Below are 16,095 nucleotides of genomic sequence, written 5' to 3'. Positions count from 1 at the left end.
GTTCTGTTGTAATGGCTACATTTGTATCCGTCACCATTTCTTCGACAATGTTTGGCTTTTATCTATAGAAGTAGAGGCCAACGATGATACGGCAGGTGCGGTTTTGTTTGTTCCATTCCCGGTGCTGTTATTGAGGAGCGATCGCTACTCCAAACTTATGTGCCCGTAGCCACCACCTATCTCAATATCCAGCGAGAAAAACCGCGCCTTTTGACGACCCTTACCCAAAAACCTGTTGGCTTAACCAGTAACTGGTGAAGGTTTGTCCTGTTTTGGAGAGGATTAATGAAGCGCATAGCTCCAGGTTTATCCGCTCCCAATGAGCATGTATTGTATCGCCACCAACAGTTCCCAATAAGCGTATATCTCCACACACTTGTTGAAGAAGCCTGATGGCTGTTGCAATGGACGAAAAGATAAACCATAAATAACCCGTTTGTGGAGGCAAATATGGCAAGAACATTAGGTAACGCTGTTCCAAGCACAGTAGAAAACCCTCTTGTACCAGGTGAAGAAGATCCTGGTTCCGATACGCCAAATATGCCCACTACGCCAGTCACACCCGACACACCAAGGGCAATCATCGGTACGGTCGGTTCGATTGAAATATCTATTTCCTCTCCTAGCAGCATTATTGCCGATGGTACGGACGAAGTTACCGTAAACTATCGCAATACTGGCGATACTGAAGCGATCGCCCCTCTATTAAATTTAGAAGCAACGGGAGCGTTGTTGCGTCCCAATGACCAGGAAGAATTTACCGAAAGTCAGATTCAATTCCTAGCGATCGATTACGAGGGTCAAGCTGGAGTATTAGCTCCTGGGGCGAGAAGTAGCTTTACCGTAGAGTTTATGCCCGACGGTACAAATGATGAGGCGCTCAATTTTACCGTTAGCAGGATCGATCCCGATGAAACGATTAACTGGGAAGAGTTTCGGGAAGATTTAAAACCCAATTACTTAACCGACGAAGCCTGGAATGTTATCTACGACAACTTCACTGCTTCTATTGGCACTACGGCAGGTGACTATCAAGAGGTTTTGGTCGATAACGCTAATTATCTTTCCGAGTTGGGAGAATATGTTGCCGATGCCAATCGCTTAGTAGGGTTTGAGTTTCAACAAGCTAGCGACTATCAGGCTTTGGCTCAACGTTACAGCTTGGGTTCTTTCGGTCGCGGTCGCTTTTTTATTGGCGATCTTGAGGCGATCGCCGATGAAGACGGCAATGTTTCTATCGAAGTTGCTGGAACGCTGAGATTTTTCACCCTACAGGAAGACGGTAGTTATTCACCTGCAACTGGTGACTATGGTACTCTCACCCTTGAAGGTGAAAGTTATCGCTTAGAAGAACAGAATGGAATTGTAACCGTCTTTCGTCAGAATGGTAGTCTGGATTACATCGAAGATCCTAATGGTAATCGAATTAGTGCCGAGTATAGCAATGGTCAGTTAAGTAGCTTACTTTTCGATAATGGAGAGAATCTCACCTTTACCTATAGCGGCGATCGCATTACCAGCGTTACCGACTCTACAGGGCGTACTAATAGCTACAGCTATGATGAAACAGGAGAACTGTTACTCAGCGTTACTACTCCTGGAAATGAGATTAGCTTCACCTACGATGACAATTTTGCGCTCACCTCTGTTACCAATAGTAACGGTACGCAAGCGACTTTTGAATATGACGAACGCGGTCGGTTAATCGAAGAAAGTTTTAACGCAGGCGCGGAAAGCATTACCTATAGCTACGACGATAACGGCGGTGTAACAATTACTAATGCTAGCGGGGCAACTACAGAAATCTCCCTAAACTCTCGCGGTCAAGTGAGCCAAATACAAGATGCTTTAGGTCGCACTTTCAGCGTTAGTTACGATACATTGGGCAATCCAATCAGAATAACTGCTCCCGATAATAGCACTCTCACTTCTACTTACGATGACCAAGGCAATCTTCTCAGTCAGATTAATGCTTTAGGACAAAGAACGGAGTTTACCTACGAACCCAATTTTGAGCTATTAGAGAGCGTTACCGATCCTCGCGGCAATGCTATCTCTTACGATTACGACGAATTGGGTAACTTGGTACAGATTGAGTATGCTGACGGCAGCAGCGAAAGTTTTAGCTACGACGAAAAAGGAAATGTCGTTTGCTCGCTCAATCGTCGCGGTGAAGAGATTACCTATAGATATAACCCACGAGGTCAACTTCTGCAACAGGAAAATGCCGACGGGACGCTTCTGGAATATACCTACGACAGCAGAGGCAATTTAACTTCAGCCATTGATAGTAATAGCGGTACTACTACTTTTGAATACGATGACAGCGATCGCCTGACTCAAATTACCGATGCCAATGGACGCTGTTTAACCTACACTTACGATGCTGGCAGCCGCCGCACTAGCATTAGTGATAATAATGGCAATACAGTTAACTACACTTACGATGATGCCGGTCGATTGGCTAGTTTGACCGATGGAGAAGATAATCTAATAGTTAGCTATACTTACGACGATGTTGGTCGCTTAGTCAGAGAAGACAAAGGAAATGGCACTTATACGACTTATGCCTATGACCCTGCTAGTCAATTAACTAGTTTGGTCAACTACGCGCCGGATGAATCGATTAACTCTCGCTTTGACTACAGTTACGACAAATTAGGACGGCAGGTAGGAGTCAGCACTCTCGATGGGGATTGGACTTACACTTATGATGCTACTAGTCAGTTGACTGGGGCAGTATTTGACTCGACCAATCCCGAAATTCCTGACCAAAACCTGAGCTATACTTACGATGCTGCGGGCAACCGCATTCAAACTGTAAATAATGGCGAAACGACAGAATACAATACTAACAATCTCAACCAATACGAAACTGCGGGAGATGTAGTTTACGATTATGATGCCGACGGCAATTTAATTTCTAAAACCGAAGGCAACGAGGTTACGACTTACGAATACAATAGCGAAAATCTTCTGGTTAAAGTAGTCGAACCGAATGGGGTAGAAACCGAGTATGAATACGATGCGCTCGGAAACCGAATTGCCACAATTTATGATGGCGATCGCACTGAATACCTCATCGATCCCTTTGGTTTGGGGGACGTTGTTGGAGAATACGATGAGGAAGGTAATTTAGTTGCCAACTACGCTCACGGTTTGGGTTTGGAAAGCCGTACTGATGAAAGTAACGCTACTGCTTTCTATGACTTTAACGATCTTGGGTCTACCGTCAGCCTAACTGATTCAGAAGGTCAAACTCTTAATCAGTACGCCTATGCACCTTTTGGTCAAGAAGTACAAAAAACGGAGGTGATTGCGAACCCGTTTGAGTTTGTAGGCGAGTTTGGGGTGACGGAAGAACCCAACGGACTCGATTTTATGCGGGCGAGGTATTACGACAGCCTTTTAGGGCGTTTTACTTCCCCCGATCCGATTGGTTTGGCAGGGGGAGATACTAACCTGTATCGGTATACGTTTAATAGTCCGGTTAACTATATCGATCCTTCAGGAGAAATCCCGGCAGTTGTGCTTTTACCATTAATCGGAGCTGGTTCTGAAGTTGCATTTAGTGTAGTTGATTCTCTTGCTCGTGGAGAAAGAGTGACCGTAGGACAAGTTATAGGTGCTGCTTTCAAAGGTGCTGTTATAGGATTATTTGGACCTGGGGTAGGAACGGCAGGGAGTTTACTAGGTAGAGCTGTTGCTAGAAATATTTCTACAACAATAGGTAGAGAAGTCAGTGATAGTACATTTGGAGTTATTCAAGGTTCAGCAATTGCTCTTACTGCATATGGGCTTGATTTGTCTGGAAGTCTGATAGGAACTATTGTAGAAGCCGAGCTAACTGGAGATTTTGAGAATCTTAATAGTTTAAGTGACCTGGAAAGTTTATTACGTGGATCAATATTTGGGACAATTGGGTTTGGCTCAGGTACTTCTATTAGCCCTTTATCAACTGATATAATATTAGCGTACAGCGAAATAGGTATTTTTGCCGAATCTGCTGCCAGTGTCTTTGGCGGAGTAGTAAGTCGAGTGCTTGAAGCACAAGACCCATTTCGTAAAATCGGCAATGCTATTACGGATATCTTTAGCGATCTAATTCCTCCTGCTCCTGGGATTCCTTCTGCCCCTGGCGAAAGTCCAGTATTTCCAATTATTGCTGGTCTAATTCCTTTTGCTCCCGACAATCTAGCTCGTTCTAAAGGAGAACCCCATTTAACCACCTTTGATGGTGTTGGTTACGACTTTCAGGGAGCTGGAGAGTTTACCTTAGTCGAATCTCTCGACGGCGACTTTAACGTTCAAGTCCGCTACGTGCAAATCGATGACAATGTTACTGTCGCTTCTGCTGTCGCTACTGAGGTTGACGGGCAGAATGTAGTTATCGATTCCGAAGGAATTGAATTTGTCGATGCAGAGGGCAATCCCGTCGAAGAGGGCGGCATTCCTCAAGTAACCAGATTTATTTCCGGGGGAGAGGCTGCGGTCACTATTGATGGTGAAGCGGTGAGTATCCCCAGCGGAGCCAGTATTGAGGTTGGCAACAGTCGGATTTACAGAAGTGGTAGTGGTAGATATACCATCGTCTATGCTGGCGAAGATGGCGTAGTCAATGACGGAGACGACCAGTTAGTTGTCAATTATACACGACCGGGAACGATAAGCATAGTCGATGTTTATCTCGGTGATGAAAAGCAAGGACAGATTACAGGATTGTTAGGCAATCTCGATGGCAACCCCGACAATGATGTTGCCCTGCGCGACGGCACTGTCTTACCCCGTCCTCTAGAATTCGATCGCCTCTATGGTGAATATCGCGATGACTATCGTGTCTCTAGCATTGATGAATCTTTGTTTACCTACGAGTCAGGACAAAACCCCAATACTTTTTACAATCCTAACTTCCCCGAAGAACCCTACACCTACGCCGATCTTAGTCCAGCATTAAAAGCTATAGGAGATGCGGCAGCTCTAGAGGCGGGATACGAACCAGGAACCTATGCCTTTGAATCGGCAGCTTTTGATTTTGCCGTTACCCGCGATCCTGCATTCCTAGAAAGGTCGGAAACAGACCCTACTGCTAATGGAGTAGCAATTATCGATTCTGGAGATGGCGGCATCGGTACGGGGACTGCTTCCATTCAGGGTATAAAGTTTAACGACTTAAATGGTAATGGTGTCCGCGATACAGAGTTAGTACAGGGAGAAAATCCCGATGTCTTGTTTGTGATTGACGTGTCTCGTAGTACTACTCAAGAAAGTTTTCAAGGAACATCAGTTGGAAACGTTAACGCAGATGTATTCACCGATACAATTCTTGATGCCGAAATAGCTGGTTTTATCGCTCTTAACCAAAGGCTAATCGAGCAAGGTTTAGGAGATAAAGTAAATGTAGGAATCATTTCTTTTTCAGGTAGCGCATCTCAGAAAGACTTGGATTTACAAGCTGATGGTATTCAGATAACAACTACTCCTAATGCTGATACTGACGGTAATGGAACTCCAGATGTAGAAGATGTCTTGAGTTCTCTTGTTTCTATTACCTCCACTAATTTCGAGAGAGCCTTGCAAACTTCTGAAGCATTTTTTAACTCTTTGGGAACAGAACCTGGAAACGGTAATTTGATTTTTCTTTCTGATGGAGAAAATGAGATTGGTGGTACTTTTGATGATGAAGTCGAACGCTTAAATAATCTTGGCGTAAATCTCTCTGCTTTTGGAGCTGGCGAGAGTGCTTCTTTAGAAGATCTGCAAATTATCGACCCCGATGCAGAAATTTTTACCTCCACAGATGAACTTCTAGATGTCTTCGCCGGTCTTAACAATACGGTAGGTGGCGGTGACTCACAAAGTTTACTAGAACCAGGATTAGAAGGAGTTAGTATTTATCTAGACCTTAATGAGAATGGTGTATTAGATGACGGCGAACCCTCTCAAGTAACTGACGAAAATGGTCAATATTTATTTACCAACTTAGCAGCAGGTACTTATACGGTTCGCGAAGTAGTTCCCGATGGTTCATTTCAAACTGCACCTATAGACGAACAATTTACCATTGAATTGGGCGTAGGAGAAACGATTGAAGAAATCAATTTTGGTAATACTGTAGATAGTTTTGTTAATTTGATATTTAACTCTCAAACTGACATTCCAAATTTGATAGTAGCAAATACTACTGGGAGCGGAGTATAGTTAACACTCGGTTATTTCCCTATTTCAATAACCAGGTTTGCACCGTGTTGCGATGTTTGGCGATCGCGGCTAGCGATCGCACTAATCGTTGGTGCATTCTCCTGTTTGAGCCAGTACAGCACTTGCAAGCGTTAGTTTCTAGAGGTTCCTACCAAAAATGAATCGCACTGAACAACCCAGCGGGGTTTGAGCACCAACCTGAAGCAAGTGCTTCTTTGACACGAGCGATCGCTAAAAAATAGATCTGTACGGAGAAAAAGCTTCCAAGTCTTGTAAAAAAGAACTTGAGCAGTAGGGAAAAGAGGCACGTCAGACTTCAAGACTGTCTCAATATCCCGCTTCAACCATTGCTCAAATACTTGCTCTCGACCATCGCAAATCGCGATCGCTTGTCCAGTGTCGTCGAGCCGATACTTGGGTCGTTTGTTGCTGTTGTTTTCTACTTTTTCAAAGTCTGCCCCAGCCAGGAGTACCATTCACAGTAATCATCCACAAATTTTATCGTTTTCGCAGGCTCTCTTCCCCCAAACATAGTCCAGCAAAGAGTTTACGACACTTTATCCTGTTATTCTCTCATGAGAGTGATGAAAGAGCGCTAGTGTCTATCAACGCTAGCTTCTTGGATTGTGACTTGAGGTAATTGTTCTACATTTTGCAGTTGCGATCGCCTCGTTGTTATACTCTGACCTAGCCAGATCAAGCTACCACCAAAAAAAGCAACTACCCCTATCAAAATAGTGGCTAGTATTTTGACCTGTGAGCGAAGAAATTGAATTTCTTTATTTTGGTGTTCTAGTTCTGAAAAACTATTTAATTGAGGAACTTGTCTTTCAATAATTATTTTCGAGGTTGGTGTAACTTGATTTTTGAAACTAACTTGCTGGCGTAACCAGTTAGTAATCAATTGAGGACTATTTTTTTTAAACCAGTGCCAAGCAAAAATTCTAAATGCTGGTTTGGACATCCTGGCTATTAGTTTTAGTACTTTCTTGACAGCACGAGAGCGAAACTTTTGGTTGATGAGGTTAAGAGAACCTATATCATAAAGACGATCAAAGATAAGTTTTACTGTAGCTTCTTCTCTGTATGCTAAATTTTCAATTATTAGAAGAACTTCATGCATGAGTTCTTCTTCTTTGCTAGTATCTGCTAAAACTTTTGTGAAATTACTTGTTGAATTCTTCGATACCTTTACCGGGGTAGACATAGATTTGGCTCTGGCAGCATCTTTAATTTTTAAGTAAAGAGACATTTTAATTTTTCAAAATCACAGATATGTAAATAATATGTAAATAAGCTAGTTAAGCCAAAAATTAAATATTCATCATCACAATCTTAAGTGTTTGCTAATTCCCACATGATTTCTATGAAGGTTAGAAACAAGATTGTATTAAAATTGACAGCTTTAGCCAAAAATGAGGAAATGTTTCTGAACCGGAAACAAATATAAAATTATATTAAAGGTTTTCGTTTCCAAAAAATACTTACCTCTAGAGAGATTTAAGGTTACTATCGGGAGTACTTTTTATAGCTTGATGCTGGTAGTCAACGAGAATCTGTATCTTACACCACTAGTTAGTAACTTAAGTAATTTAAAACCTAAAATAGTTGTAAAAATCACCAAGGTAAGCAGCTACCATCCCAAGAGAAAAATTGCCCACTATCCTCTATCTGTAGCTTTTCTAAGACTGCAAGCAATTGATTAACGGTACGTTCTACTGAAAATAATTTTTCTGGGGGTACGTTCTTTTGAAAAGGTTGGGAAAGACGTGTGTCAGTAGTACCAGGATGCAATGTTACAACTACAGTTTTAGGGCTGGTTCTAGCGTATTCAATTGCCACATTTCGCATCAACATATTCAACGCGGCTTTGGAAGCACGATAACCATACCATCCACCTAGTTGATTATCACCAATACTTCCTATCTTGGCAGAAATACTGGCAAATATACTGCGATCGCTATGACGAAATAACGGTAACAGGTGTTTGGCAAGCAGCACTGCACCGATACTATTCACCTGAAAATAGCGCATTAAATTCTCAGGATTAATTTGCCTCAAGCTTTTTTCTGGTTGCAGCGTCCCCTCATGCAGAATCCCAACACAGTTAATAACTAAATGCAGTCTGTCTATCTCTCCACGCAAGAGTTCTACATCTTCTGAAATTTGCACTTCATCTGTAATATCCATTGGCAGACAAAATAGTCTCTTTGGATATTCATCTAACAGTGCAATTAACTCAGAAGCAGACTCCCGTCGGCGATAGGTTGCATAAACCCTAGCAATACTCTCCAATTCCAGCAATTTTTTCACAAATCCCAGTCCAATACCTTGGCTAGCACCCACAATCAAGGCATTAGGTAAGTCAGCGTCAGTAAACATATTTTGCGTGATGGCTGTTAGTGGTTAGTGGTAAGTAGTTAGTAGTTAGTGGTTAGTTGTTAGTGGTGAGTGGTTAGTTGTTGTAGAGACGTGCCATGGCACGTCTCTACATTGGTTAGTAGTTAGTGGTTAGTGGTTAAAAAATAACCACCAACTAACAACTATTATTTATTCAGGTAACTTATACTGTCCCACGATGCGCTTAGCAAATTCTGGAACGTGCGCGTCTAGCTTTTCAGGGTGATTCCGCTTCACATACAGATAATTGCGCGTGAAGTGAGAATCTATCGAAAAACGGGCATATTCCAAACCTTTAGGGCCAATTTTTTCAATTACTACTCCCATGAGTTTTGCCGCCCACATCGGTAGGGTAACAGCTTTGTCATATGCTGGTATACTTTGTTGCACAGCAGCATGGCGATCGCCTTTAGACATCACTGGCTGAGTTTCTAACTGGTCTTTTACCAACTCCAGCATTTCCTTACCGCGTTCATTTCTAACCACAATCCATTGCCAGCCGAAGGGTGCGCCCATGTAACCCACAACCAAATCCGCCAGGGAATTGACGTAGTCAAAACAACTCATACACGAGGGAGCAAAAACATCCTTGAGTAAATTGGTTTTCAAGCCAAAGAAAGGCACAGTTTCCACTGACCCATCCTCATGCTTAAAGTGAACCTGAAAGTCTTGCATAAACTCATAATGCACAACCGTGTCAGGCGACTTACTGGTAGTTTCTAAGAATTTTTGCAGACCAGCGCGAGTCACATTATCTACACAAGGCGTACCCAATACATACAGCTTTTCTAAACCCAGTTTCTTTTCAACAGCTCGCAAAGCTTGGATTTGACAACCAACACCAATCACTAACAGCCGCTTCATTCCCGATTTTTCTACCTGTTCCAACACTGAAAGGTTCGGTGAAAGAGTTGGTTTATTGACTCGTGCTGCTAGTATTTCCTCTGGGGTACGAGCAATAACAGGCATCGGGCCGAAGCGGTCTTCTTTAGTGTTTTGCACACAGACCACACCCTCCACAATGCCACGATTAAGCATTTCAATGGCAATAGTACTTACAATTCCCGTCCATTGAGCGCCAGGGATAGGCTGCTTTTTCTTTGCCGCCATCATGTCTTGATGAACACCAAAATAGAGTTCATCGGAGTTATCTAAATTGCGAGAGCGTGTGTGCGTCTGTTCTTCCAGTTCGTTGATCTGCTGATTAATAAAAGCACAGGCTTCCTTGACATAGTGAATATAGTATGTATCACACAGCCCACACTCGCTGCACAGTTCCTTCGCAGGGCGACGGCTACCAGGTTTGAGGGCTTTGGCTTTTTTGTGTTTGGGAAAATCTACTGAAGTCATTAAAATTTCGTCTTTAAAAAACTCAGATGCTTCATTTCACAATATCTCAGAGTTAATGCCAAACGAGTCTACGAGAGCATCAGAATCAATTATTAATTTGATTTATCCGATGGTTATGTCTTTGGAAAAATTAATTCCGAATTTAAGTAAAAGCACCCAGGTAAGTAATGTATTTAACGCGATCGCTCTCTACTCTCCCTCTTCCTACCCTGCGGGAAGCCCTCCGGGTTCACCAGTCGCTCATGGGGGAAACCACGGCAGGTGCTCATGGGGGGAACCACGGCGCTCTATGTGCGGACGCAGGTTCCGCACCCGCGCCTCCCCAAGACCGCGCTGGTTCACCGCTACGCGTCTACGCGTCCTTGTGTCCTTTGTGGTTCGTTTATTTAAAACCTTCACTGCTAAACCAAAAACTGATAACGGTGCGTGACGCGATCGCTCACGCACCCCACACCATCAAACTACGCTATCAACAACTTGCTCCTTGTAACCCAAGCGCGATCGCTCCCTCCAAAACATCTCCTGCATTCCTTGAAGGTAAGGCAGCAACAAAGCCTTCTGTTCTGCATTTACACGACTAATGATTTCATCAACAAACAGTTGACTCCATTTTTCCGTCATTTCCCATTTGATGCTCACACCCTGCACAACCATTGCACACAAAGGTAGTAGTTCCTCCTCCATTGGTGTCATACTCTTCTCTAGTAAACACAGCCATAGATAGGCCTGAAACATATTCAGATCGCGGAGGCAAGAGTATGTTACATCCGGATCGCTCAGTTCTCCTCTACGACTACGATGATTGGGCAATAACTCTACCAGTTGACGATAGATATTTTCAGCAATTTCTGGCGCAGCTTGGATCATTTGCTCTATAAACTTTAGTTCTGGTGAATCTATCTCATAATTGGCAGCAGCAGCGCAGATTCGTTGCCAAGGAATAGCTACTTGTTCTTCAACAAATTTTAAATAGGGAGCAAGCAAGACTTGCTCAAAAGCTGTCAGCTTTTTGAGAATTAATTTGTTACTGAAGTTTAACTGCGTGGTCATAAAACCAAGAGCTCGCCAGTCCTTGGATACTATATGTTGTTCTTGAAACACCAGTAATATAGGTTCGAGTGCGTATGCTAGTTCTTCGATTGCTGGTATTCCCCATACACAAAGATCATTGCTCTCAAATGCTTCTGCTGTAGGTGGAATGTGATTGAGAGAGTATTTTTCGTAAATTTCGAGTATCTTTTTATATACGCGAAAGGCAAATAGAGTGATTCGCCTTGCTTCATTCAAATCTATGATGTTGGGAATATAGCCGTAGAGGATTTTTGTTTGTATCCATGCCATTTGGCAATTAATATTTAGTACATTGTCTTTCAACTTGGCAGAAGTTAAAGCTCGACCCTCGGGTGAAGCTGCTTCTCGCAAAGCTTCATAGGAGAAGCTTTCTAATGACACAGAAGATAAGTCAGGGGTGTAACGCTTTGCCCAAAGACCGATCAAGCGTTGTACTGAGGAAGTTTTAAAAGTTTCTACGGCTTTTAGCATCAATTTTTCCTTATTAATTTTTTGTAAAATTAATAACTTCAGCAGTCATACCAAGTTGTGTTCAGATATAGCAATTCGTGCCCTCTCTCCCTCCCCTCTCTCCCAAATTGGGAGAGGGGTGCCGACAGGCGGGGTGAGGGAAGTACTATCTTTGACTGCAACCTAGTATCAGTCTCAATAAATTTCTTTAGTGATGACAGAGTAGAATTACGTTATATTACTTAGTTCATACTACAAATGGCTTAGGTCTTTGCTCTATTCTTCAGTATAAGTTCGTATGTATAGAATACTGCTATTTGCTTGATATTTGTCAGAAATTACTAAATATAACAGATGTATTTTTATCTGGCGATAGAAAAATAGAAATACCAATCCGCAAGCAGAAAAATACTTCAGCGTAGAAGTACACCAACCAAAATCTTTGGCTGTCAAACTCCGGTTGAGCAGTTTACACAAACTTTAAAAACAATCCGGAAGAATTTAATGATTTTTATAAGCAGCAACACTATATATATAAATGAATGTTTAGTATGCAGATTATTTTTTACATCCTTGTATATCACTTTATTGCATAAAGACTATTCTTTTATTTCATTTACTCATTTACGTAACTGTTTAAAAAATTACTTTACCTTGTATAGTTTATGTATATTTTTTGATTTTTTGCCTATAATCCTTGTTTTTAGCTATTTCTAATCAGCGATTGATTTTGTATGAAGTAAGATACAATACATTTCTCTAAAAAAACAGTAAAGATATTTTTTAAAATTCATGTTGCATCTTGTGAAAATTCGTTATAATTTTTTATTATGTGAGTTAAGCATTTCATTTACGCTCCAAGTCAGCTCACAATAATATTTAAGTACTTTTACTTAAATATAATTCTACTTGGCAAAAAAATTAAATAGTACATACATATGTTTTTATGGTGAAGCATAAAAATTAAACCTTCAAAGTTATTTAATTTGACTTAGACGTGTAATTTATTTGATGCCATAGCATCAATAAGCTTTTTGCTTATTTTTTAATTGCCCAAAGTGAATAAGTAAAAGCATAAATTTATCAATAAAGCTGCTCAAATAGTGCAGTAAAAGCTTTTATTGATGCAGTATTTTCTCATAGTTATTATTCATAAAAATGATATTGCTATGATGAAAATAGTGGAATTAATCAATCAATGTGCATCTACTATCTAAGCAAAATGTAAATTCTATATGGAGCTATTCTAACAATGCAACTCGAAGACCTAATAACAATTAAAAATGTAGAAATAGAGGCATGGGAAACATTAGAAAAGTCAATTATGTACTATCAAGGTCGTCCAGTTGGGACGGTAGCTGCCCTTGATGGCACAGTAGACGCAGTCAATTACGACCAATGCTTTATTAGAGATTTTGTCTCTTCGGCGCTATTGTTTCTCATCAAAGGTAGAACAGAGATTGTTCGCAATTTTCTAGAAGAAACTTTAAAGTTACAGCCAAAAGAGAACCAATTGGATGCCTATAAACCAGGTCGAGGCATGATTCCAGCCAGCTTCAAAGTTGTATCCCATAATGGTGAAGAATATTTAGAAGCTGATTTTGGAGAACACGCGATCGCCAGAGTAACACCAGTAGATTCTTGTTTTTGGTGGATGATTTTGTTACGTGCTTATGTAGCTGCTACAAAAGACTACTCATTGGCGTATCAGCCTGAATTCCAAAACGGTATCAGGCTAATTTTGGAACTGTCTCTGGCAACGCGTTTTGATATGTATCCGACGCTGTTAGTTCCAGATGGCGCTTGTATGATTGACCGTCGCTTAGGTATCTATGGGCATCCTTTAGAAATTCAATCTTTGTTTTATACTGCATTACGCGCTGCTCGCGAACTACTAATTTGCCAAGGTAATGAAGATATTGTTACAGCTATTGATAACCGCCTACCTGTTCTGAGTGCTCATATTCGCAAGCATTATTGGATAGACTTAAATCGCCTCAATGCTATTTATCGTTACAAGGGTGAAGAATATGGCAAAGGAGCAGTCAATCAATTCAATGTATATGTAGATTCGCTTCCCTATTATGAGTTAGATCGATGGCTACCTAAAAAAGGTGGTTATCTAGCAGGAAATGTTGGCCCATCACAGCTTGATACTCGCTTTTTTGCATTAGGAAACTTGGTAGCGATTATTTCCGATCTTGCTAGTGAAGAACAGTCGCAAGCCATTATGAATTTGATCGAGAAGCGCTGGGAAGACTTGGTAGGAGATATGCCGATGAAAATCACTTTCCCAGCATTGGAACATGAAGAATATAGAATTATCACTGGCTGCGACCCTAAAAATATACCCTGGTCGTATCACAACGGTGGCAATTGGCCTGTCTTAATGTGGATGTTGGCAGCCGCGGCTGTGAAAACTAATAGAGTATGTCTTGCTGAAAGGGCGATTGAAATTGCTCAAGCACGCCTCAAAGATGATGAATGGCCAGAGTATTACGATGGTAAGAAGGGAAGACTGATTGGCAAGCAAGCCAGAAAATATCAAACCTGGACAGTTGCAGGTTTCTTATTGGCAAAAGAGCTTATCCAAGACCCTTCTCTGTTACCATTAGTCTCTTTTGAGCCATTTACAGCAGAACAAGTTTCTAGAGCTTGTGAGTTTGAAATCGACAGCTTTGACGCCTAGGTCAGGGCAATGGGGCATAAAATTATGAATTATGAATTATGAATTATGAATTATGAAATTTTTAGCATTCAGCATTCATCATTCATAATTTTCACCTATCCCCAATTCCCAATTCCCAATCCCTATTTTTAAGTAAATTAAGTCTACTTTTTCAATACTAATTGGAAGGAATTTAAATACCCATTAATAGTTTTAGATAAAGTCTTGTGCTGTTTTTTAGTAGTAATAGCCATGACTTGATACAATCGTCCCTCGGCAAAATACATGCGATTTTTAGTAATTTTGCCGCCAGAATTTACATACTCAATTTCTTTGCCAAGATGACCGTTAGAACTACGAAGATGACGCTGCTGAATTAAATTACTTTGCGTAGTTTCTATAGCCATATTTCGGGCATTGTTAAGTACTTCTTGGGGATTTGCCATTTGACCATAGCTATAGGGAAAGTCATTGTATGCTACTACATACGCCACTTCTTGATTAGCAAATTGACCAACAAATACCTGTACGTTGATTTCCCCCATATAGGTTTTTTGGGTTTGGGTCATGGTTTTTGGCATTCCTGGCATCAGGACGGTAAAACTACCATCTGGGGCGTTAAATAGCTTCCATTGCGACTGTTGTAACTGTGACTTAATCGGTTTAGTAGGAGCTGGTTTTGTTGGAGAAACCGGGCGTTTGAGTGGGCGTGCTTCGACTGGTGTAAAAACGCTACATATTAAAGTAGCAGCCATTAAGGGTAACAACACTCTTTTTGTCATAGTTTTTGCTCTTATTAGTGCTGAAATTACGTATGTCGCTAGTTTGTTATAACTTAGCGACATGCAAAACAGCACCAGTGAAATTGTGTAAAAAGAGCGTTAATAACCTAAGTATAACTGCTATAATCTAGATGCATAGATTGCAGCACCAATTAGTCCCACTTGTTGATTAATTACAACATGAATCGGTATTTCTTCTAGGAGAGGACGCATTCTACCTTTATGAGTGAAGTTGAAAAGAAATTCACTGTTTTGGATTAACGGGAGAATTTTTGGAGCAATTCCACCAGCAACATATAAACCACCATAAGGCAGAAGTTTGAGGGCAAGATTTCCTGCTTCTGCACCGTAAGCTTCTACAAATAATTGCATTGTTTGCTCACAAAGGCGATCGCGTCCTTGCACCGCAGCAGTACCAATAACAGCACCAGGATCGACGCTTTTTTCTTGCTTTCCTGCTTCTTGTTCCCAAGTTCTGACAATTTCTGCAATATCTGGTGATTCATCAGTAATTTTGCGATCGCGCAAAAATTGGTAAATAGAAACAATCCCCAACCCAGAAACTACCCGTTCCACAGAGACGCGTTGGATATCATGTTTATCCAACAAGTATTTCAACAACTGAAACTCTAACTCGGTACGGGGGGCAAAGTCAGCGTGTCCACCTTCAGAGGGAAAGGCTTGATAAAATTTTCCCTGTTTAATCAAAAATCCTTGTCCTAACCCAGTCCCAGCACCAATGACTGCTATCGGTGCTTCCGGGTTGAGTTTGCCAGGTTGGAGAGTGTAAAAGTCTTGTGCTTCCAAACCCAAAACGCCATAGCCAACAGCCGTAAAATCATTAATTAAGGAGACAGAGGCAATATTTAGTTGTTGTTGCAGACGTTCGGCATCCAAAAACCAAGCCAAATTCGTCAGCTTGGCAGTATTGTTAACCACAGGCCCGGCGATCGCAAAACAAGCTTTTGGTGGTATTGGTGTATTCACTGCTGCCAAAAACTGCTGTACTATTGGCACTAAATCGGGAAAATCACCGCTGCGGTAACGTTTCTCATAAATGGTACGTAAAAGAGGTGGTTCGGATTCCTCCATCAGTCGCAGAATGGTCTTTGTACCACCAATGTCTCCTGCTAATATTAATGTCATAAGGTGTAGCGAAATTAACTTACTTTTTTG

Annotated in this window: 10 protein-coding genes; 3 read left to right on the top strand and 7 right to left on the bottom strand. The window is 41.4% G+C overall.

What is annotated here, in order from left to right:
• Positions 1–450 precede the first annotated feature (450 nt).
• A complete protein-coding gene (locus FIS9605_RS0116560) occupies positions 451–6,198 on the top strand; it encodes an RHS repeat-associated core domain-containing protein (protein WP_026733597.1) in 5,748 nt (1,915 codons plus the stop codon).
• Between the two features lie 131 nt (positions 6,199–6,329).
• On the opposite strand, the gene FIS9605_RS0116555 is transcribed toward FIS9605_RS0116560, so the two are convergent.
• The 4 genes from FIS9605_RS0116555 to FIS9605_RS0116540 all read right to left on the bottom strand — a co-directional run bounded on the left by FIS9605_RS0116555 (position 6,330) and on the right by FIS9605_RS0116540 (position 9,948).
• Entirely contained in the window at positions 6,330–6,674 is a 345-nt protein-coding gene (locus FIS9605_RS0116555; protein WP_026733596.1) for a hypothetical protein, read from the bottom strand.
• A gap of 119 nt (positions 6,675–6,793) precedes the next feature.
• A complete protein-coding gene (locus tag FIS9605_RS0116550; RefSeq protein WP_026733595.1) occupies positions 6,794–7,405 on the bottom strand; it encodes a hypothetical protein in 612 nt (203 codons plus the stop codon).
• Between the two features lie 410 nt (positions 7,406–7,815).
• The gene (locus FIS9605_RS0116545; RefSeq protein ID WP_026733594.1) at positions 7,816–8,580 is read right to left on the bottom strand and encodes an SDR family NAD(P)-dependent oxidoreductase; all 765 of its coding nucleotides are present in this window, start codon (positions 8,578–8,580) and stop codon (positions 7,816–7,818) included.
• A 168-nt stretch (positions 8,581–8,748) separates the two neighbouring features.
• Positions 8,749–9,948: a Coenzyme F420 hydrogenase/dehydrogenase, beta subunit C-terminal domain gene (locus FIS9605_RS0116540; RefSeq protein WP_026733593.1), complete on the bottom strand. Its 1,200-nt coding sequence runs from the start codon at positions 9,946–9,948 to the stop codon at positions 8,749–8,751.
• A 55-nt stretch (positions 9,949–10,003) separates the two neighbouring features.
• Between FIS9605_RS0116540 and FIS9605_RS42735 the strand changes: the two genes are divergently transcribed.
• Positions 10,004–10,378 carry a hypothetical protein gene (locus tag FIS9605_RS42735; protein ID WP_155960448.1) on the top strand — a complete coding sequence of 125 codons (375 nt, stop codon included), beginning with the start codon at positions 10,004–10,006 and terminating at the stop codon, positions 10,376–10,378.
• Between the two features lie 26 nt (positions 10,379–10,404).
• On the opposite strand, the gene FIS9605_RS0116535 is transcribed toward FIS9605_RS42735, so the two are convergent.
• Positions 10,405–11,490, bottom strand: coding sequence for a hypothetical protein (locus FIS9605_RS0116535; RefSeq protein ID WP_026733592.1), 1,086 nt, complete (start codon positions 11,488–11,490; stop codon positions 10,405–10,407).
• A 1,231-nt stretch (positions 11,491–12,721) separates the two neighbouring features.
• Between FIS9605_RS0116535 and FIS9605_RS0116530 the strand changes: the two genes are divergently transcribed.
• Positions 12,722–14,158 carry a glycoside hydrolase 100 family protein gene (locus tag FIS9605_RS0116530; protein WP_026733591.1) on the top strand — a complete coding sequence of 479 codons (1,437 nt, stop codon included), beginning with the start codon at positions 12,722–12,724 and terminating at the stop codon, positions 14,156–14,158.
• 143 nt (positions 14,159–14,301) lie between these two features.
• Here the strand turns inward: FIS9605_RS0116530 and FIS9605_RS0116525 are convergent, their stop codons facing one another.
• Positions 14,302–14,919: a hypothetical protein gene (locus FIS9605_RS0116525; protein WP_026733590.1), complete on the bottom strand. Its 618-nt coding sequence runs from the start codon at positions 14,917–14,919 to the stop codon at positions 14,302–14,304.
• Between the two features lie 120 nt (positions 14,920–15,039).
• Complete coding sequence (locus FIS9605_RS0116520) at positions 15,040–16,065, bottom strand: glucokinase (protein ID WP_026733589.1); 1,026 nt, start codon at positions 16,063–16,065, stop codon at positions 15,040–15,042.
• Positions 16,066–16,095 lie beyond the last annotated feature (30 nt).

It is taken from the genome of Fischerella sp. PCC 9605 (assembly GCF_000517105.1).
Classification (GTDB): domain Bacteria; phylum Cyanobacteriota; class Cyanobacteriia; order Cyanobacteriales; family Nostocaceae; genus PCC9605.
This window is presented reverse-complemented; position numbering and strand designations above follow the sequence as displayed.

Excerpts from the sequence above, each read along its gene's own strand:
- FIS9605_RS0116560 (WP_026733597.1), top strand. The coding sequence starts at position 451 with ATGGCAAGAACATTAGGTAACGCTGTTCCAAGCACAGTAGAAAACCCT.
- FIS9605_RS0116555 (WP_026733596.1), bottom strand. The coding sequence starts at position 6,674 with ATGGTACTCCTGGCTGGGGCAGACTTTGAAAAAGTAGAAAACAACAGC.
- FIS9605_RS0116550 (WP_026733595.1), bottom strand. The coding sequence starts at position 7,405 with ATGTCTACCCCGGTAAAGGTATCGAAGAATTCAACAAGTAATTTCACA.
- FIS9605_RS0116545 (WP_026733594.1), bottom strand. The coding sequence starts at position 8,580 with ATGTTTACTGACGCTGACTTACCTAATGCCTTGATTGTGGGTGCTAGC.
- FIS9605_RS0116540 (WP_026733593.1), bottom strand. The coding sequence starts at position 9,948 with ATGACTTCAGTAGATTTTCCCAAACACAAAAAAGCCAAAGCCCTCAAA.
- FIS9605_RS42735 (WP_155960448.1), top strand. The coding sequence starts at position 10,004 with ATGCCAAACGAGTCTACGAGAGCATCAGAATCAATTATTAATTTGATT.
- FIS9605_RS0116535 (WP_026733592.1), bottom strand. The coding sequence starts at position 11,490 with ATGCTAAAAGCCGTAGAAACTTTTAAAACTTCCTCAGTACAACGCTTG.
- FIS9605_RS0116530 (WP_026733591.1), top strand. The coding sequence starts at position 12,722 with ATGCAACTCGAAGACCTAATAACAATTAAAAATGTAGAAATAGAGGCA.
- FIS9605_RS0116525 (WP_026733590.1), bottom strand. The coding sequence starts at position 14,919 with ATGACAAAAAGAGTGTTGTTACCCTTAATGGCTGCTACTTTAATATGT.
- FIS9605_RS0116520 (WP_026733589.1), bottom strand. The coding sequence starts at position 16,065 with ATGACATTAATATTAGCAGGAGACATTGGTGGTACAAAGACCATTCTG.